This window comes from Brevundimonas sp. SH203 (genome assembly GCF_002157625.1).
Lineage (GTDB): Bacteria > Pseudomonadota > Alphaproteobacteria > Caulobacterales > Caulobacteraceae > Brevundimonas.
Genome location: NZ_BDMM01000004.1, coordinates 77,959 through 95,853 on the forward strand (window position 1 = coordinate 77,959; position 17,895 = coordinate 95,853).

15 protein-coding genes are annotated in these 17,895 nt (G+C 67.8%); 8 read left to right on the forward strand and 7 right to left on the reverse strand.

What is annotated here, in order from left to right:
• The first annotated feature begins 67 nt into the window (after positions 1-67).
• The 4 genes from recF to gyrB all read left to right on the forward strand — a co-directional run bounded on the left by recF (position 68) and on the right by gyrB (position 4,392).
• Positions 68-1,201, forward strand: coding sequence for a DNA replication/repair protein RecF (recF, locus tag SH203_RS09815; protein WP_087120758.1), 1,134 nt, complete (start codon positions 68-70; stop codon positions 1,199-1,201).
• A 45-nt stretch (positions 1,202-1,246) separates the two neighbouring features.
• Entirely contained in the window at positions 1,247-1,486 is a 240-nt protein-coding gene (locus SH203_RS09820; protein WP_234989460.1) for a type II toxin-antitoxin system ParD family antitoxin, read from the forward strand.
• Positions 1,483-1,824, forward strand: coding sequence for a type II toxin-antitoxin system RelE/ParE family toxin (locus tag SH203_RS09825; RefSeq protein WP_159457560.1), 342 nt, complete (start codon positions 1,483-1,485; stop codon positions 1,822-1,824). Before SH203_RS09820 ends, SH203_RS09825 begins: the two co-directional genes overlap by 4 nt.
• A 132-nt stretch (positions 1,825-1,956) precedes the next feature.
• Positions 1,957-4,392: a DNA topoisomerase (ATP-hydrolyzing) subunit B gene (gene gyrB, locus SH203_RS09830; protein WP_087120761.1), complete on the forward strand. Its 2,436-nt coding sequence runs from the start codon at positions 1,957-1,959 to the stop codon at positions 4,390-4,392.
• A gap of 18 nt (positions 4,393-4,410) precedes the next feature.
• On the opposite strand, the gene SH203_RS09835 is transcribed toward gyrB, so the two are convergent.
• The 6 genes from SH203_RS09835 to SH203_RS09860 all read right to left on the reverse strand — a co-directional run bounded on the left by SH203_RS09835 (position 4,411) and on the right by SH203_RS09860 (position 10,469).
• Positions 4,411-4,866, reverse strand: coding sequence for a hypothetical protein (locus SH203_RS09835; protein ID WP_200808892.1), 456 nt, complete (start codon positions 4,864-4,866; stop codon positions 4,411-4,413).
• Positions 4,867-4,953: 87 nt separating this feature from the next.
• Entirely contained in the window at positions 4,954-5,358 is a 405-nt protein-coding gene (locus SH203_RS09840; RefSeq protein WP_087120762.1) for a DUF6491 family protein, read from the reverse strand.
• 27 nt (positions 5,359-5,385) lie between these two features.
• Positions 5,386-7,215, reverse strand: a complete 1,830-nt coding sequence (gene mnmC / locus SH203_RS09845) for an FAD-dependent 5-carboxymethylaminomethyl-2-thiouridine(34) oxidoreductase MnmC (protein ID WP_087120763.1) — start codon at positions 7,213-7,215, stop codon at positions 5,386-5,388.
• 85 nt (positions 7,216-7,300) lie between these two features.
• A complete protein-coding gene (locus SH203_RS09850) occupies positions 7,301-7,603 on the reverse strand; it encodes a hypothetical protein (RefSeq protein WP_087120764.1) in 303 nt (100 codons plus the stop codon).
• Between the two features lie 104 nt (positions 7,604-7,707).
• Positions 7,708-8,574, reverse strand: coding sequence for a flagellar motor stator protein MotA (gene motA / locus SH203_RS09855; protein ID WP_087120765.1), 867 nt, complete (start codon positions 8,572-8,574; stop codon positions 7,708-7,710).
• Positions 8,575-8,669: 95 nt separating this feature from the next.
• Entirely contained in the window at positions 8,670-10,469 is a 1,800-nt protein-coding gene (locus SH203_RS09860) for a long-chain-acyl-CoA synthetase (protein ID WP_087120766.1), read from the reverse strand.
• Positions 10,470-10,797: 328 nt separating this feature from the next.
• On the opposite strand from SH203_RS09860, the gene SH203_RS09865 reads away from it, so the two are divergent.
• The 4 genes from SH203_RS09865 to SH203_RS09880 all read left to right on the forward strand — a co-directional run bounded on the left by SH203_RS09865 (position 10,798) and on the right by SH203_RS09880 (position 15,544).
• A complete protein-coding gene (locus tag SH203_RS09865; RefSeq protein WP_087120767.1) occupies positions 10,798-11,358 on the forward strand; it encodes a hypothetical protein in 561 nt (186 codons plus the stop codon).
• 208 nt (positions 11,359-11,566) lie between these two features.
• Complete coding sequence (gene cysD, locus SH203_RS09870) at positions 11,567-12,517, forward strand: sulfate adenylyltransferase subunit CysD (protein ID WP_200808904.1); 951 nt, start codon at positions 11,567-11,569, stop codon at positions 12,515-12,517.
• A complete protein-coding gene (gene cysN / locus SH203_RS09875; protein WP_087120768.1) occupies positions 12,517-14,430 on the forward strand; it encodes a sulfate adenylyltransferase subunit CysN in 1,914 nt (637 codons plus the stop codon). The genes cysD and cysN overlap by 1 nt, the downstream gene beginning before the upstream one ends.
• A 64-nt stretch (positions 14,431-14,494) precedes the next feature.
• Complete coding sequence (locus SH203_RS09880; RefSeq protein ID WP_087120769.1) at positions 14,495-15,544, forward strand: mechanosensitive ion channel family protein; 1,050 nt, start codon at positions 14,495-14,497, stop codon at positions 15,542-15,544.
• On the opposite strand, the gene SH203_RS09885 is transcribed toward SH203_RS09880, so the two are convergent.
• Positions 15,541-17,691 carry a malate synthase G gene (locus SH203_RS09885; protein ID WP_087120770.1) on the reverse strand — a complete coding sequence of 717 codons (2,151 nt, stop codon included), beginning with the start codon at positions 17,689-17,691 and terminating at the stop codon, positions 15,541-15,543. The genes SH203_RS09880 and SH203_RS09885 overlap by 4 nt on opposite strands.
• Between the last annotated feature and the right edge of the window lie 204 nt (positions 17,692-17,895).

Here is a 17,895-nt window from a genome sequence, read left to right on the forward strand (position 1 = left end):
AGTGGCGAGTGGCGAGCAAGATCAGGTTCGCATTGACTCGCCACTCGCCACTCGCCACTCGCCACTTGTGATCACCTCCCTCACCCTCACCGATTTCCGCTCCTATGCAGGGGCGCGGCTGGAGATGACTTCCGGGCCTGTGGTGCTGCACGGGCCGAACGGGGCGGGAAAGACCAATCTGCTGGAGGCGATCAGCCTTCTGACCCCCGGCAAAGGACTGCGGGGCGCGACCGCCGCCGAGATGGGGCGGCGCGAGCCGGGCGAGGCGGTCGGGCGCGCCTGGGCCGTCATGGTCGAACGGGATGATGAGACGCGGTTGGGCACCGGCGTTCAGACGGCGGGCGCGGCGCGGCGGATCGTGCGGATCGACGGCGAGACGGCCCCGCCCGGTCGATTGCTGGACTATCTGCGTCCCGTCTGGGCGACGCCCGAGCAGGATCGACTGTTCTCCGACGCCCGCGCAGAACGGCTGAAGTTCTTCGACCGGCTGGTCTTCGCCGCCGATCCCGATCACGCCGCCAGCATATCGGCCTATGACAAGGCGCTGCGCGAGCGGCTGCGGCTGCTGAACGACGCCGCCGACGGCCGTGAGGCCGATCCGGTCTGGCTGGATGCGCTGGAGGCGCGGCTGGGCGAGGCGGGGGCTCGTGCGGCCATGGCCCGTGTCGCGGCGCTGCACGCCCTTCAGGCCGCCATCGACGCGCGCGGCGACCGCCCCTTCCCCCAGGCCGACCTGGGTCTGGACGGCGCCGCCGAACAGATGGCCGAGGCAGGCGCCGAGGAGGACGAAATCGCCGCCGCGATCCGCGAGGGTCTGGCCAAGGCCCGCGCCCGCGACGGCGCCGCCGGGCGGTCCCTGTTCGGGCCGCATCGCACCGACCTGACCGCCCTGCATCGCGAGAAGAACCGTCCGGCGGCGGAGGGGTCGTCGGGCGAACAGAAGGCCCTGGTGCTGAACCTGATCCTAGCCCAGATCGCGCGCCTGTCTGACCCCGCCGTCGCCGGATCGGCGCGGCCCGTCCTGCTGCTGGACGAAGCCCCGGCGCATCTGGACGAACGCCGCCGCGACGCCCTGTTCGACGAGATCGCGGCCCTTGATCTGCAGGCCTTCATGACCGGCACCGAACGCGGCCTGTTCGCGGGTCTGGAAGGCCGGGCCCAGTTCGTCCGCGTCGCAGGCGGGGCGCTGGAAAGCGACTAGTTTGCCATTTTTTGCCATTCGAGTATCATTTTCCGCATGGCTACGATGAACATCTCGCTCCCGGACGCACTGAAGACCTTCATCGACGATCAGGTCAGTGATCAGGGCTTCGGAACCAGCAGCGAATATATTCGCGCCCTCGTTCGCCAGGAACAGCAGAAGAAGCGCATTCGCGACATGCTGTTGGAGGGGAGAAACTCAGGTCCCGGCGTTCTGGTCGACGACGCCTATTGGGAGCGCCAGCGCGAACGTATCCGTCAGTTCGAACGCAAGAAACCGGCGTGAGCAGCAAGCCGATCCGGCAACGTCCGGCGGCGATCGACGATCATGACGCCGTCGTAGACTACTACCTAGAACAGTCTGGGAACGGGCTTGCAACGCGGTTTTCCGCCGCGCTGAAAGACGCTTTCGAGAGGATAGGCTGTAATCCCGGCGTCGGCTCCCGTCTGGTTGGAGACCACTGCGGCTTGCCGGGTTTGCGGACTTGGCCGGTATCGGGCTTTCCTTATCTGGTCTGTTATTTCGACACGTCGGATTACATAGACGTATTGCGAATTCTGCACGGCGCGCGCGACCTCGACGCCCTACTCGCGGACCCTCCCGAGGGCATGGACCAAGCGTAGTCTTTCCTCGCAATTTGACCTAAATTTCCTATATGTTGCGGACTTCGGCGCGGTGCGATTCCGCCGTCGATTCGAGCGTTCCTCGCGACGCTCCATCCCCGTCCCGGTCGGGACTTCAGAGCCGATGACTTCATGACCGATCCGATTGCCGACCAGCCTGAATACGGCGCCGATTCCATCAAGGTTCTCAAGGGCCTGGACGCCGTGCGCAAACGCCCCGGCATGTATATCGGCGACACCGATGACGGCTCGGGCCTGCACCACATGGTCTATGAGGTGGTGGACAACGCCATCGACGAAGCCCTGGCCGGTCACGCCGATCTGGTCCAGGTCATCCTGAACGCCGACGGCTCGGTCACAGTCACCGACAACGGCCGGGGCATTCCCACCGACATCCACGCCGAGGAAGGCGTGTCGGCGGCCGAGGTCATCATGACCCAGCTGCACGCGGGCGGTAAGTTCGACCAGAACTCCTACAAGGTGTCCGGCGGTCTGCACGGCGTGGGCGTGTCGGTTGTGAACGCCCTGTCGGACTGGCTGCAGCTGAAGATCTATCGCGACGGCAAACAGCACGAGATGCGCTTCGAGCGCGGCGACACGGCCAAGTCGCTGGAGGTCACGGGCGTCGCCCCGATCCGCACGACCGGTGACAAGGCGGGCCAGCCCCAGAGCGGGACGGAAGTCACCTTCTTCCCCTCGATCACGACCTTCAGCCACATCGATTTCGACTTCAAGACGCTGGAACACCGGCTGCGCGAGCTGGCCTTCCTGAACTCGGGCGTGGTGATCCGCCTGGCCGACATGCGTCATGCCGAGCCGGTCGACGTCACACTGCACTACGAGGGCGGGGTCGAGGCCTTCGTGCGCCACCTGGACAAGTCCAAACAGCCGCTGCTGAAGGACGTCATCGTCATACGCGGCAAGAAGGAGGGGATCGAACTCGATCTCGCCCTGTGGTGGAACGACAGCTATCACGAGACCATGCTGTGCTTCACCAACAACATCCCGCAACGGGATGGGGGCACCCACCTGTCGGCCTTCCGCGCCAGTCTGACGCGGGTGATGGGCGGCTATATCGAAAGCTCCGGCGCCGGCAAGAAGGAGAAGGTCTCCGTCTCGGGCGAGGATGCGCGCGAAGGCCTGACCTGCGTTCTGTCGGTCAAGGTGCCCGATCCCAAATTCTCCAGCCAGACCAAGGACAAGCTGGTCTCGTCCGAGGTGCGGCCGGCGGTCGAGAGCCTGTGCAGCGAAGGATTGGCGACCTGGTTCGAGGAACATCCGGTCGAGGCCAAGATGATCGTAGCCAAGATCATCGAGGCCGCCTCCGCGCGCGAGGCCGCCCGCAAGGCCCGCGACCTGACGCGGCGCAAGTCGGCGCTGGAAATCTCAAGCCTGCCGGGCAAGCTGGCCGACTGTCAGGAACGCGATCCGGCCAAGTCCGAACTGTTCATCGTCGAGGGCGATTCCGCCGGCGGATCGGCCAAACAGGCGCGCAACCGCGAGAACCAGGCCGTCCTGCCCCTGCGCGGCAAGATCCTGAACGTGGAGCGCGCGCGCTTTGACCGGATGCTGTCGTCGGACCTGATCGGCACCCTGATCCTGGCGCTGGGCACCGGCATCGGCCGCGACGACTTCAACGCCGACAAGCTGCGCTATCACAAGATCATCCTGATGGCGGACGCCGACGTCGACGGCGCCCACATCCGCACCCTGCTGCTGACCTTCTTCTATCGCCAGATGCCCGAACTGATCGAGCGGGGCCACGTCTATATCGCCCAACCGCCGCTCTATAAGGTCTCTAAGGGCAAGCAGTCGCGCTACCTCAAGGATCAGGCCGAGATGGACGCCTATCTGATCGAGGAAGGCTCGTCCGAGGCCGAGCTGGACCTGTCGACGGGCGAACGCCGCCTGGGCCTGGACCTGCAGTCGCTGGTGCGCGAGGCCAAGGCCTTCAAGGCGGGCGTGGACCGTCTCAGCCAGCGCGCGCCCGCCTTCGCCATCGAACAGGCGGCTTTAGCCGGTCTGTTCGCCGAAGAGGCCGACATGGCCACGGCCTCGGCCGCCGCGGCCGCGCGCCTGAACCTCTATGCCGAGGAAGGCGACGGGGAATGGACCGGCGCGCCGGGCGAACAGGGCGCCGTGGTCTTCACCCGCACCCGCCGCGCGGTGCAGGAGACCATCGTGCTGGAGGAGACGCTGGTCCGGTCGCTGGACGCCCGGCGTCTGGCCGAACGCGCCACGGCCTTCGACGGAGTCTTCGCCGCCCCGGCCGTCTATCGCCGCAAGGACAAGTCCACCGACATTCGCGGGCCGCTGGACCTGCTGAACGCCGTGCTGGACGCGGGCAAGAAGGGCCTGTCGATCCAGCGCTACAAGGGTCTGGGCGAGATGAACCCCGAGCAGCTGTGGGAGACGACGCTGGACGTCAACGCCCGCACCCTGCTGCAGGTCTCGGTGGAACACGAGGAAGACGCCAACGACCTGTTCGCCAAGCTGATGGGCGACGTGGTCGAACCCCGCCGCGAATTCATCCAGGAAAACGCCCTGGACGCCGCCGTCGACGTCTGACGTGGAACGGGGCGCGGCCTACTGGCCGCGTCCCGCCGCGATGAAGGCCGGGATGGTGGGGAAACCGGCGGCTTGCGGCCGCAACGCATCGCAGGCGAAGGATTTGATGGCGCCGTAGATGCCGCCGGTCGGGGTCGCCTCCCACGGCGCGTCCTCCGAATAACGGTCGGTCTCCGCCCCGTCCTTGCCATAGGTCACGGTCGCGCCCGAGCGCGACTGACCGTCCGAGCAGCGCACCATCACCTCTTCGGTCTCGTGGCTCAGGTCCGTCGCCTCGCCGCGCGCATGGACCCGCGCCATCCTGGTGGTGACGACGCCGTCCACCGGCGTCAGGGCGTCGACGTCCACCAGATAGACCGTGGCGTCGCTGCGCGAGAACGCCGCCCAGCTTTCCGCGGCCGCCGGCGACGCCAGGCCGAACATGGCAAGACCGAGCGCCGACGTGGCGACGGTGATGTTTATCGCTTTGATCATCCTCTTCCCTCCCCAGGCAAGGCGATCATTTCATACCTGGGCGCGACGAATTTCAATCGCCGTCGCGCGGGATTTCCGTAAGTCGGGTCAGGGGCGGTCGCGCGACGGCAGGGCCGCGATCTCGTCCGCCGTCAGCTGGCGAAGGACGCGCACACGGCATGGTTCGGGTCCGGTCGTCGGACTGCGAAGGCGCGCCGGATCGCCCACGCACAGACGGCTGCTTCCATCCATCGGGACCAAGGCGATGGACAGGGCCTGGGGCAGGTCGCGGCACACGGTCGCGTCGATCTGGAACACCTCCGTCGCCGAGGTGCGGACATAGAGCGTCTGCTCGTTCGGCGCGGTGAAGTTACGCACCAGACTGGGCCGGAAACAGGGATTGGCGGCGGTGCGCGCGGCGGACGGCGACAGGCCCGGCGCGGCCGGGGCGCAGGCGGCCAAGGCCAAGACCGGCGCCAGAAGGGCGGCGGAAGGAAGGGCGAGACGCAGCATGGTGTTCTCCTGACGACAGCCCCCGTCTCAACCCTCTCGCCGGGGCGCGTCGGGCGCAAGTGAAATCGTCTGGACGGCGGGGCGGCGGGGTGAAACCCGGCCGGCCAAGTCGCGCGGCAGGGGCGACGGCCGGTTGAGGATCAGCGCCGCCAGATGCTCGCCCAGCAGAGGCGCGACGCAGAAGCCGCGCGATCCCAGCCCGCCCAGAACATAGAGGCCGTCGTCCAGTGCTCCGGCCAGGGGCAGGCGGTCTGGCGTCGTGGCGCGAACGGCGGCCCGACTGCGCGTCACCCCGGCGGACGCCACGCGCTCGGCCAGACCGGGCAGACGCGCACGCAGGGTCTCCAGATTGCGCGCGCCGTCGCCGTCGCGGGGCGCCACATCCACCTCGCCCCGATCATGGGTAGCGCCATAGAGGAATCCCGAGCCTGTCGGGGCGACATAGCCGCCCCAGGCCGTGGCCTGGACCGGCGCCGCATCCTCGATCCAGTCCGCCTGGCCGCGCACGGGCGACAGGCGCGGCGCGGCGGCGCAACCATCCAGCAGTTCGGCGCCGCCCCAGCCGGCGGCGACCACCACCACATCGACCAAGGCCAGCACCGCGCCGGCGTCGTCCAGCAGTCGCCAGCCCTCGTCGTCGCGCGACAGGCCCGCGACCCGCGCCGTCCGCATGTCCGCATCCGACAGCCAGTCGGACAGGATGGCGGCCGGATGGACCGCGCAGGCGTCCTTCATCAGCAGCCCGCCCGCCCCGACCGGCTCACCGGCCCTTGCGTCGGCGGCCCCGGCGTCCGGGATCGTCATGGCGCCGGCCGGCCAGATCGGCTGATCCGCGACCTTTTCGAACCGGCCCCGGTCTCGCGGCGTCTGGGGCAGTTGCAGCACCCCTTCGCCGACGACGGCGCCCGGCGTTTCGGCATAGAGCGCGCGCGCCCGCTCCAGCGCCTGGGCGTGCAGGGCGGCGATGCCCAGGTCGCCGGCGTCGAGACGCGGCGTGACCAGGCCGGCGGGAAAACCGGAACCGCCCGCGCCCGGCCGGTCGGCCTCGAACACCACGGCTGGCATGCCTTCGGCTCTTAATGCCCGCACGACGGACGCGCCGGCGACGCCCGCCCCGATCACGGCCACGCGGGGATGCGCTTCAGGCGCGACCGAAGTGGGCAGACGGGCTTCCAGCCGCTCGCGCTTGCGGCCGTGACCGGGGCGTTTGTCGACGACGAAACCATGCTCGGCCAGGCCGCGCCGCACCGCGCCCGCGACGGTGAAGGTGGCCAGTCGCGCGCCCGGCGCCGAGCGGGCGGCGATCAGGCCCATGACTTCCGGCGACCACATTCCGGGGTTCAGGGCCGGCGAAAACCCGTCCAGGAACCAGGCGTCGGCCGCCCCCGACCATTGCTCCAACGCCCAGGCCGCGTCGCCGATCGCCAAATCGAACACCGTGTTGAAGGCCGGCAGGTCGATGCGGTGAAAGCCGGGCGTCGCGGACGGCCAGGCGTCGATCAGGGCCTGGGCCGCTTCCGACAATTCGGGCCAGTTGGACAGGGCGCGCCCCGCCTCCTCCGCCGTCAGGGGAAAGCCCTCGATCGAGAAGACATGCAGCCGCCCGTCCGCCGGACCCGACCGCCGCCACAGGTCCAGCAGGGCCGCAATGTTCAGTCCGGTGCCGAAACCCAGTTCCGCGACCGTGAAGGCGCGTCGTCCGGCCCAGGCGTCCGGCAGGCCGCAACCGTTCAGGAACACCGCCCGCGTCTCGGCCAGACCGTCGTCGCGCGAGAAATAGACATCGCCGAACCGGCCGGAACGGGGTTCTCCGTCATCGGTCCAGGTCAGGCGGGGCGAGGCGTCGTCGGCGTGCATGGCGCGGCCTTAGCATTTCGGCCGCGCAACGAAAAAGGGCCGCTCCGGTTCGAAGCGGCCCCGCATCAGGATCGGACGTCGGGCGTCAGTGACCGGACGGCGCGGGAACCGGCTCGGGCGCGGGCGGCGTGGTCGGGGCGGCGCCTTCGACCGGCGGGGTCGCGGCGGGCGCGGCGGGCGCGGCGGCAGGATCGCTCTGGATGGCCTGGTTGGCGGCGGCTTCGGCGTCGCGCGCGGCCTGATCGACGGTGACGGCCGCCTCTTCGGCGCTGCCGGCGGCCTCGACCGCGTCGCTGGCCGGGGCCTCGGCCTTCTTCTCGTTCGACGAGCCGCAGGCGGCGACGGCCAGCAAGGCGGCCGATACGGCGATGAGGGCGGGCATGCGCATGAAAGGTCTCCGAACGGTTCGCGAGGCGGCGCGCCTCTGATCCCCGACGATAGGACCGCGCCGCCGACGGGGGCAAGTCGGGATCGCCGCTGCGGCGATCCGGCTCAGTCGGCGGTGATGCTGTTCAGCGCCTCTTCCATCTCGCCGAACGAGGGCTGGGCGGCGGAGGGGATGTCGCCCCGGCCGATCTCGACCGAGATCTGGGCGGCGTTGCCGTGCAGGTGGGCGACCAGCACCGACTGGATGATCTTATAATAGGCCGCTTCCTCGTTGATGATCGCGGTCAGGCGGGCGGCGAACGGGCCGACCAGGCCATAGGCCAGGAACACCCCCATGAAGGTGCCGACCAGGGCGCCGCCGATCATGCCGCCCAGAACCTCGGGCGGTTCGGTGATAGAACCCATGGTCTTGATGACCCCCAACACGGCGGCGACGATGCCCAGGGCGGGCAGGCCGTCGGCCAGGTTCTGAAGCGCGTGGGCGGCTTCCAGATGCTCGTGATGGTGCTTTTCCAGCTGCTTTTCCATCGCATCCTCAACCTGGTGCGGATCTTCCAGGTTCATCGTCATCATCCGCAGGGTGTCGCAGATGAAATCGACGGCGAAATGGTCTTTCAGCACCTTGGGGTATTTCTGGAAGATGGTGGACTCCTTGGGCTTTTCGATGTGGCTTTCCAGCGCCACGACGCCCTTGGACTTCATCGTCTTCGTCAGCTGGAACAGCAGGGACAGAAGGTCCTTGTAGTCCTGCTTCTTCCACTTGGGCCCGGCGAAGGTCTTGCCCAGACCGCCCATCGAACTCTTGATCACCGGCAGAGAGTTGGAGATCAGGAAGGCGGCGATGCCCGCGCCGCCGATGGCCATCAGCTCGTGCGGGGCGGCGTGCATGATGACTTCGAACTTGCCGCCCGAGATCGCATAGCTGCCGAAGACGAGGCCGAACAGCAGCACGATGCCGATGATCTGGAACATGGGGAAGGACGATCCTGACGCGAGAGGCCGGGATCATCCCCATTAATCATTAAGACGGCGTTTCGCGAACGGCGTCGCGCGGCGAGGATTTCGCCTCAGACGCGCTGTTCGCCGGCCAGGATCGCCTTGCGCGCCGCGACGGTCAGCTTCTGATAGCCGGTCTTGCCGCCCCGGACGTAGAGCGACGGGCCGGTCTTGTCGGAATCGAAGCCGTCGGCGACCAGATCGGCCTTGCGGTATTTGAAGGTGCCGGTCGTCTCCGCCGATTTGATCAGCCGCAGGAAGACGGGCTGGGCGTAGGTCGGCAGCTTGGCCTCGACGTGGTCCGAGAAGGCCTGGGCGTCGAACCTGCCCTCGACCACCAGGGCCGCCATGCCCGCCTTGCCGTCCTGGCCCGGCACCGGCACGCCATAGACGATGGCCTCCGCCACGCCCGGCGCATCCATCAGCACCTGTTCGACCTCGGACGTGGAGACGTTCTCGCCCTTCCAGCGGAAGGTGTCGCCCATCCGGTCCACGAAGTAGAAATAGCCCTCCGCGTCCTGTTTCATCAGGTCGCCGGTGCGGAACCAGCGGTCGCCCTTCTTGAACACGTCGGTCAGGATCTTCTTCTGCGAGGCGGCCTTGTCGGCATAGCCCGAGAAGTCGTGACGGATGTCGTTGCCGATCAGGCCGATGGCCTCGCCCACCTCGCCCACTCGCACCAGGCGGCACAGGCCGTCGGGGCCGCGGATCGGCTGTTCGGTCTCCACGTCGAACTCGACCAGACGGATGTTGATCTGGGACTTCAGATAGCGGGGCACGCGGCCGATGGCGCCCTGTCTGCCGTCGAAGTTGAACAGCGAGACATTGCCCTCGGTCGAGCCGTAGAATTCCAGGATTTCCGGGATGCGGAACCGCTTCTGGAAGTCGGGCCAGACGTCGGCGCGCAGGCCGTTGCCGAACGCCAGCCGCAGCTTGTGCTTGGTCTCGTCCTCACTCGGCGGACAGTTGACCAGATAGCGGCACAGCTCTCCGATATAGACGAACATGGTCGCGCCCGACGACCGCACGTCGGGCCAGAAGCTGGTGGCCGAAAACTTCTTGCGGATCACCAGACGCGCGCCGTTCAGCAGGGCGGCGCCCACCCCGACCAAACCGCCGGTCGAGTGGTACAGAGGCAGGACGTTGAAGATCCGGTCCTCGGGCGTCGAGCGCGTGGCCCCGGCGAAGGCGCGCATATAGGTTCGGGCGCGCGAATGCGGAATGCGCGCCGCCTTGGGCAGGCCCGTCGTGCCGGAGGTGTAGATGTAGAGGGCGGTGTCGCGGTTGGTCAGGCCTTCGCGCGCCGCCCTGGACGGCCGCACGGACGACCCGCCGCGCACCGGCTTGTCCAGCCCGCGTCGGTCGCTGGTCTCCAGATCGTCGGTCAGACCCAGCACCCACAGCGCCAGACTGTGATCGACCAGGGGCCGCGCCTCCTCGATCTGGCGCCAGCAGTCCTCGTCGGCGACGACGTTGAAGGCCTTGGAGATGGCCAGACAGTGGGCCAGCCCCTGACCGTTCAGATTGGTGTTGATCAGGGCCGTGGCGATGCCGACCTTGGAGAAGCCGATCCAGGCCGCCAGATATTCGATCCGGTTGGTCATCATCAGGGCAATGGTGTCGCTGCGGCGCAGGCCCCGATTCTTGGCCCAGTGACCAAAGCGGTTGGCCATGGCGTCCAGATCGCGATAGGTCAGGGTGCGCTGACCGTCGTCGATGGCGATGTTGTCTGGGAATTTGTCGACCGCTTCCTCGAAGTCGTCGCACAGCAGGACATCGCTATCCAGCTCGATCGGCTTGATGCGTTTGAGCAGGCGGAACAGGCCGCGAGCGAACCGGACGTCCCGACGGATATTCGCTACAAAACCCATACGCGCCGCAACTCCCGTTATGCGTTATCCGCCTCGTCCGGTGATGGACGAAGGCGAGGCGTCGGGTCAACCGCGCGGTCTGCACCGCGTTGCAAACCGGGCGGATTGCCGCCAGCCGTGACCCATTTGTTCGGTTGACGCGGGGGAAATCCAGAGCCGGGGCCTGCTTTTTATCGCCGCATTCGGTGCGATCGCGTTCGGAAAAGGCGCGATCCCCGCCCCATTCCGGGCGGAAAAGGTGTTTCTTCGGGGCTTTTGCGTCGAGGCCGGAACGACGTTGAGCGGGATCGGGTTGGTTGATCACCGTTATGGAGGACAGAAAATGTCTATGACCTACGCTGACACCCCGACCGAGGCCCGCCCCGAGACCGCGACCTTCGTGCCCCGCTACGCCCGCCCGGCCAAGTCCAAAAAGTCGGTGAGAACCTGGATGATCCTGGCGCCGATCGGGGCGGTGGTGCTGCTGGGCAGCGGCGTCGCCATGGTGATGGGCGGCGGCGAGAAGGCTGCGCCCGCCCCGGCGGAAGCAGCGCCGGCGATGGAAACGGCCCCGGCCGCAATGACCGCCGCCGAAACGCCGGTGACGCCGGCCGCTCCGGTCGAAACCGCCGCTGCGCCTGCCGCTTCGCCGGCTCCGGCTCCGGTCGCCCGTCGCTCGGAACCGCGCGCCGAGCCTGTCGTCCGTCGCGCCGCCCCGGCCGCCGAACGTCCGGCCGCAGCCCGTGTCGAGACGCCCGCCGCACCGACCACCAGCCTTCAACCCTATTCGGCTTCGACCAGCACAAGCCAACTGAACAGCGCACCCGTTGCGGCCCAGACGCCGGCGCCCGTTGTGGTGACGCCCGCCCAGCCGGCTGCCCCGTCGATCACGGTCCAACCGCTGAACTGATCGCGGTCAAATAAGGAAGGCCCCGGCTCCGGTCGGGGCCTTTTCCATGCGCGGCTGCCAGATACGATGGCTTGCCTGTTCCCGCCCGAACGAGTCTGGCGGCCCCGCAGCCCTGAACGCGGCACGGTGAAAATCTCACAGGATGCGGCAGTATCAATCGCTTGTCTTACGCGGCACATTGGCGTTGTGACCTCCGTTCGACGGAGACCTGCTGGTGGACATCGCCATTCTGACCGAAAGCCAAAACAGCCTGCCCCCCGCGCGCCTGACGCATCTTCAGCGTCTGGAGGCCGAGAGCATCCATATCCTGCGCGAGGTGGCGGCCGAGGCCGAGCGGCCGGTGATGCTGTATTCGATCGGCAAGGATTCCGCCGTCCTGCTGCATCTGGCCAGGAAGGCCTTCTATCCGTCCAGACCGCCCTTCCCGCTGCTGCATGTCGATACGACGTGGAAGTTCCGCGCCATGTACGCCATGCGCGAACAGGCGGCGGCGGACCTGGGCGTCGAGCTTCTGGTGCATCGGAACCCCGAAGCCGTGGCGCGCGGCATCAATCCGTTCGATCACGGCTCGGCCCTGCACACCGATCTGTGGAAGACCGAGGGGCTGAAACAGGCCCTGTCCCTGCACGGCTTCGACGCGGCCTTCGGCGGCGCGCGGCGCGACGAGGAGAAGTCGCGGGCCAAGGAGCGCATCTTCTCCTTCCGCACGGCCGAACACCGCTGGGACCCCAAGAACCAGAGGCCCGAACTCTGGCGTCTGTACAACGCCCGCAAACGGCCGGGCGAGAGCATCCGGGTGTTTCCGATCTCCAACTGGACCGAGCTGGACGTCTGGCAATACATCCATCTGGAGCAGATCCCCATCGTGCCGCTGTATCTGGCGGCGGAACGGCCGGTGGTCGAGCGCGACGGCGCCCTGATCATGGTGGATGACGACCGTTTCCGTCTACGACCCGGCGAAACGCCGCAGATGAAGTCCGTCCGCTTCCGCACCTTGGGCTGCTATCCCCTGACCGGGGCGGTCGAAAGCACGGCGGCGACCCTGCCCGAGGTCATTCAGGAAATGCTGCTGACCACCGCGTCCGAGCGTCAGGGCCGGATGATCGACCACGACCAGTCCGCCTCGATGGAGAAGAAGAAGCAGGAGGGCTACTTCTGATGGCCCACCAATCGGAACTGATCGCCCGCGACATCGACGCCTATCTGGACGCCCACCAGCACAAGAGCCTGCTGCGCTTCATCACCTGCGGCAGCGTGGACGACGGCAAGTCCACCCTGATCGGGCGGCTGCTGTATGATTCCAAGATGATCTTCGAGGATCAGATGGCGGCGCTGGAGGCCGACAGCCGCCGCATCGGCACCCAGGGCGGCGACATCGACTTCGCCCTGCTGGTCGATGGTCTGGCCGCCGAACGCGAACAAGGCATCACCATCGACGTGGCCTATCGCTTCTTCTCGACCGAGAAGCGGAAGTTCATCGTCGCCGATACCCCGGGCCACGAACAATATACCCGCAACATGGTGACGGGCGCCTCGACCGCCGACGCCGCCGTCATCCTGATCGACGCGCGGCGGGGCGTGCTGACCCAGACGCGGCGGCACGCCTATCTGGTCAGCCTGCTGGGCATCCGCCACGTCATCCTGGCGGTGAACAAGATGGACCTGATGGGCTGGTCCCAGGATGTGTTCGACGCCATCGTCGCCGACTTCTCCGCCTTCGCCGGACAGATCGGGCTGACGCGCTTCGACGCCATTCCGATGTCGGCCCTGCGCGGCGACAACATCACCGAGGCCAGCGCCCGGTCGCCCTGGTATGCGGGTGCGCCGCTGATGCAGCTGTTGGAGACGCTGGAGGTCGGAGACGATCTGCAGGCCGATCCGTTCCGCCTGCCGGTGCAATGGGTCAACCGCCCCAATCTCGACTTCCGGGGTTTCGCCGGCCAGATCGCGGCCGGGACCGTGCGCCCCGGCGATCCGGTGCGCGTCCTGCCGTCCGGCAAGACCTCGACCGTCGCCCGCATCGTCACCGCCGACGGCGACCTGGACCAGGCCGTCGCAGGTCAGTCGATCACCCTGACTCTGACCGACGAGATCGACGTGTCGCGCGGCGACGTTCTGGCCTCGGCCGATGCGCCGCCCGAGGTCGCCGATCAGTTCGAGGCCACTGTGGTCTGGATGGACGACGAGCCCCTGCTGCCGGGCCGCCCCTATCTGCTCAAGATCGGCGCCAAACTGGTCGGGGCGACGATCACCGAGCCCAAGCACAAGGTGAACGTCAACACCCTGGAGCAGCAGCCGGCGCGACGGCTGGAGCTGAACGAGATCGGCCTGTGCAACCTGTCGCTGGACGCGCCGGTCGCCTTCAGCCCCTACGCCCGGAACAAGGATCTGGGCGGCTTCATCCTGATCGACCGGATCTCGAACCGCACGGTCGGGGCGGGACTGCTGAACTTCGCCCTGCGCCGCGCCCACAACATCCACTGGCAGGCCCTGTCGGTGGACAAGGACGCACGCGCCGCGATCAAGAATCAGAAAGGCCGCGTCATCTGGCTGACCGGCCTGTCGGGCGCCGGCAAGTCGACCATCGCCGACCGGGTCGAAAAGCGTCTGCACGCCGACGGCCGCCACACCTATCTGCTGGACGGCGACAACGTCCGCCACGGCCTGAACCGCGACCTGGGCTTCACCGAGGAGGACCGGGTCGAGAACATCCGTCGCGTCGCCGAGGTGTCCAAGCTGATGGTGGACGCCGGCCTGATCGTCCTGGTCAGCTTCATCTCGCCCTTCCGCGCCGAACGCCGCATGGCCCGCGACCTGCTGGGCGAGGGCGAGTTTGTGGAGGTCTACGTCGACACCCCGCTGGCGGTGGCCGAGGCCCGCGACGTCAAGGGCCTGTACAAGAAGGCGCGGGCCGGCCAGTTGAAGAACTTCACCGGCATCGACAGCCCCTATGAGCCGCCCGAAACACCCGAGATCGTCGTGGACACCACCACCATGTCGCCCGAACAGGCGGCCGAGCGGATCGTGGCCTGGCTGGACGGCCGGTTCTGGAGCGAGGATTTCAGCATCTGACTTGCAGTCCGACCGCGCGCGCCGCACGGGAACCTTGACCGTTTCTGACGCGCTGTAGATGCCGATGACCCTGCCGATCCAAAAGCTCGACCTGACCGCCATCGAGCGGTCGCAGATCGCCCGCATCGCCGGGACGAACCTGACTGTGGGCGGGCTGGTCAGCGCGGGCGTCATCGCCCTGATCGCCTTCGCCGCCCACTGGCTGGTGACGCGCTCGCTGCGCCGCGTGCGCGAACGGGCGGATCGCAGTCGCCAGGCCGTCTATCTGCTGGAGCGTCTGGCGGGCTACGGCATCATCGTGGTCGGGGCGATGGCGGCCCTGTCGGCGGTGGGACTGAACCTGTCGTCTCTGGCGGTCTTCGCGGGCGCGCTCGGCATCGGCGTCGGGCTAGGCCTTCAGGGGGTGGTCAAGGAGTTCGTGTCGGGCCTCTTTTTGATCTTCGACCGAATGGTGTCGGTCGGCGACTATATCGAGATCGAGGATATCGGCATTCGCGGCGCGATCATGGAGATCGGCCCGCGCGCCACCCGCGTCCGCACCAACGACAACGTCAATGTGCTGGTGCCCAACTCGCGCTTCATCGAACAGCCCGTGACGAACTGGACGCTGAAGGGCGACACGCGCCGCATCCATGTGCCCTTCACCGTCGCCTATGGGTCGGATCGGGGTCTGGTGCGCGACGCCGTGCTGAAGGCGGCCAAGGCCAGCCCCTTCACCCTGCCCGAGACCGAGGCGCGCAAGAGCCAGGTCTGGCTGGTGGCGTTCGGGGATCGGGGGCTGGCGTTCGAACTGGTGGTCTGGCCCACGCGCGACGCCGTGAAACGCCCCGCCGCCATGCACGCCGCCTACACCTGGCTGATCGCCGATGCGCTGGACGGCGCAGGCGTGGAGGTGCCGGTGCCGCAGACGGACGTGCGCCTGCGCCGCGCCTTCGGGCTGGAGGGGGACGAGGCGTTGAAACGCCTGGGCCACGGCGACGCCGCTCCGCCCGCCCCGACCGGCCCTCAACGCAGCGCCCAGACCGCCAACGACGCCGCCGCCGACGTCATGGCCGCGGACGAGGACGAGGCGGCGGAGACGACCTCACCTCCTCCGTCCCGTCAGGCGGATTAAGCCGCCTTCGCCTTCAGCCGATAAGCGTGCAGCAGGGGCTCGGTGTATCCGTTCGGCTGTTCGACGCCTTCGAACACCAGGGCCCGCGCCGCCTGATAGGCCAGGCTGGCGTCCGGGTTGGGCGCCATCGGCCGGTACAGCGAATCGCCCGCATTCTGGCTGTCCACCTTGGCCGCCATGCGCCGGAAGGCGGCGTCCACCTGATCCGCCGTGCAGACCCCGTGCAGCAGCCAATTGGCGATATGCTGCGAACTGATCCGCAGGGTGGCCCGGTCCTCCATCAGGCCGATGTCGTGGATGTCCGGCACCTTGGAGCAGCCGACGCCCTGATCGATCCAGCGCACCACATAGCCGAGGATGCCCTGGGCGTTGTTGTCCAGTTCGGCCGCCACCTCTTCGTCAGACCAGTTGACGCCGTTCGCCAGCGGCGGGGTCAGCAGGGCCTCCAGACCCGGCGTGGGCTGGTCCGCGACCGTCTTCTGAACCGCGAACACATCGACCGCATGATAGTGCAGCGCGTGCAGGGTCGCCGCCGTCGGCGAGGGCGTCCAGGCGGTGTTGGCGCCCGTCTTCGGATGACCGATCTTCTGCTCCAGCATGTCCGCCATGCGGTCGGGCGCCGCCCACATTCCCTTGCCGATCTGGGCCCGTCCCGACAGGCCGCATTTCAGGCCGATGGCGACGTTTCGAGCCTCATAGGCGGCGATCCAGGCGCTGGACTTGATGTCGGCCTTTCGCACCACCGGCTCGGCCTGCATGGCGGTGTGGATTTCGTCGCCCGTGCGGTCCAGGAAGCCGGTGTTGATGAAGACGATCCGGTCCTTCACCGCGTGGATGCAAGCCGCCAGATTGGCCGATGTCCGCCGTTCCTCGTCCATCACCCCGACCTTGATCGCATGGCGCGGCAGGGCCAGCAGGTCCTCGACCGCATCGAACAGCCGGTCTGTGAAGGCCGCCTCGTCCGGCCCGTGCATCTTGGGTTTGACGATATAGACCGAGCCGGTGGCGCTGTTGCCGAACCCACCCCCATTCCTGCTTTTCTGGCCCTTGATGTCGTAAAGGGCGATCAGGCTGGTCACGATGGCGTCCATGATCCCCTCGGGCGCCTCGGACCCGTCCGCCAGACGAATGGCCGGCGTGGTCATCAGATGTCCGACATTGCGCACGAACAGCAGCGACCGCCCCTTCAGCGTCACCGCCCCTCCATCCGGCGCCGTCCATTGCCGATCCGGCTCCAGCGCGCGGGTCAGGGTCTCGCCGCCCTTCATGAAGGTCGCCGACAGGTCGCCGCGCATCAGGCCCAGCCAGTTGCGATAGGCTTCGGCCTTGTCCGCCGCATCGACGGCGGCGACGGAATCCTCCAGATCGACGATGGTCGACAAGGCCGATTCCAGCACCACGTCCGCCAGCCCCGCCGCATCGCCCCGCCCGACCGGATGGCTGCGGTCGATGACCAGTTCGATATGCAGGCCGTTGTGGGTCAACAGGATCGACGACGGCGCCGAGGCTTCTCCCCGGAAACCGACGAACTGCCCCGCATACCTCAACGCCGGCGACAGGGCGCCGTCGACCACCGACCAGCCGGCGACATCGGCGTGCGATCCCGTGGCCAGGGGCGCCGCCTCGTCCAGAAACGCCTTGGCGCGCGCCACGACCCGCGCGCCGCGTTCGACATCGTAGCCGCCGCCCGCAGGCAGATCGCCCAGCGCATCCGTGCCGTAAAGGGCGTCATACAGGCTGCCCCACCGCGCATTAGCGGCGTTCAGCAGGAAGCGGGCGTTCAGCACCGGCACCACCAGCTGCGGCCCGGCCATCCGCGCGATCTCGGCGTCCACACCCTCGGTCGTGATGGTGAACGGCTGCGGCTCCTGAACCAGATAGCCGATCTCGCGCAGGAAGGCTTCGGACGCCGCCACGTCATAGGGCTGGCCCCGCCGCGCCCGATGCCAGTCGTCGATCCGGTCCTGCAGGGCGTCGCGCCGGTCCAGCAGCGCCCGGTTCTCCGGCGCGAACCGTTCGAAGATCGTCGCCGCGCCCGACCAGAAGGCGGCGGCGTCGAGCCCCAGCCCCGGCAGCACCTCCCGTTCGATCAAGGCGATCAGTTCGCCCGCGACGCTCAACCCGGCGCGATCTTCATGGATGGTCATGACAGCGGCTCCCTGAGGTCGACGCCCATGCGGGGGGGCGACCTGTAACAATGCGTGATCAGGTAAGCGGAGCCGACACGACAGCGCAAGGGTCACGTCGCGTCATCGCCTTAGCTTTTCGTCTAGCCGCCCCGCCGACGGTCAGAAACGCTTAACCGCGTCCGTGAACGAGACCGCAAGCGGCGGCGCCTATTGTGACCCTAC

Bases quoted from the DNA above. Each gene is read 5' to 3' on its own strand.
- SH203_RS09850 (WP_087120764.1), bottom strand. From the start codon at position 7,603: ATGCGCATGCCCGCCCTCATCGCCGTATCGGCCGCCTTGCTGGCCGTC.
- mnmC (WP_087120763.1), bottom strand. From the start codon at position 7,215: ATGCACGCCGACGACGCCTCGCCCCGCCTGACCTGGACCGATGACGGA.
- SH203_RS09885 (WP_087120770.1), bottom strand. From the start codon at position 17,691: ATGACCATCCATGAAGATCGCGCCGGGTTGAGCGTCGCGGGCGAACTG.
- cysN (WP_087120768.1), top strand. From the start codon at position 12,517: ATGGCCCACCAATCGGAACTGATCGCCCGCGACATCGACGCCTATCTG.
- SH203_RS09835 (WP_200808892.1), bottom strand. From the start codon at position 4,866: ATGATCAAAGCGATAAACATCACCGTCGCCACGTCGGCGCTCGGTCTT.
- gyrB (WP_087120761.1), top strand. From the start codon at position 1,957: ATGACCGATCCGATTGCCGACCAGCCTGAATACGGCGCCGATTCCATC.
- SH203_RS09860 (WP_087120766.1), bottom strand. From the start codon at position 10,469: ATGGGTTTTGTAGCGAATATCCGTCGGGACGTCCGGTTCGCTCGCGGC.
- motA (WP_087120765.1), bottom strand. From the start codon at position 8,574: ATGTTCCAGATCATCGGCATCGTGCTGCTGTTCGGCCTCGTCTTCGGC.
- SH203_RS09865 (WP_087120767.1), top strand. From the start codon at position 10,798: ATGACCTACGCTGACACCCCGACCGAGGCCCGCCCCGAGACCGCGACC.
- SH203_RS09840 (WP_087120762.1), bottom strand. From the start codon at position 5,358: ATGCTGCGTCTCGCCCTTCCTTCCGCCGCCCTTCTGGCGCCGGTCTTG.
- SH203_RS09820 (WP_234989460.1), top strand. From the start codon at position 1,247: ATGAACATCTCGCTCCCGGACGCACTGAAGACCTTCATCGACGATCAG.
- SH203_RS09880 (WP_087120769.1), top strand. From the start codon at position 14,495: ATGACCCTGCCGATCCAAAAGCTCGACCTGACCGCCATCGAGCGGTCG.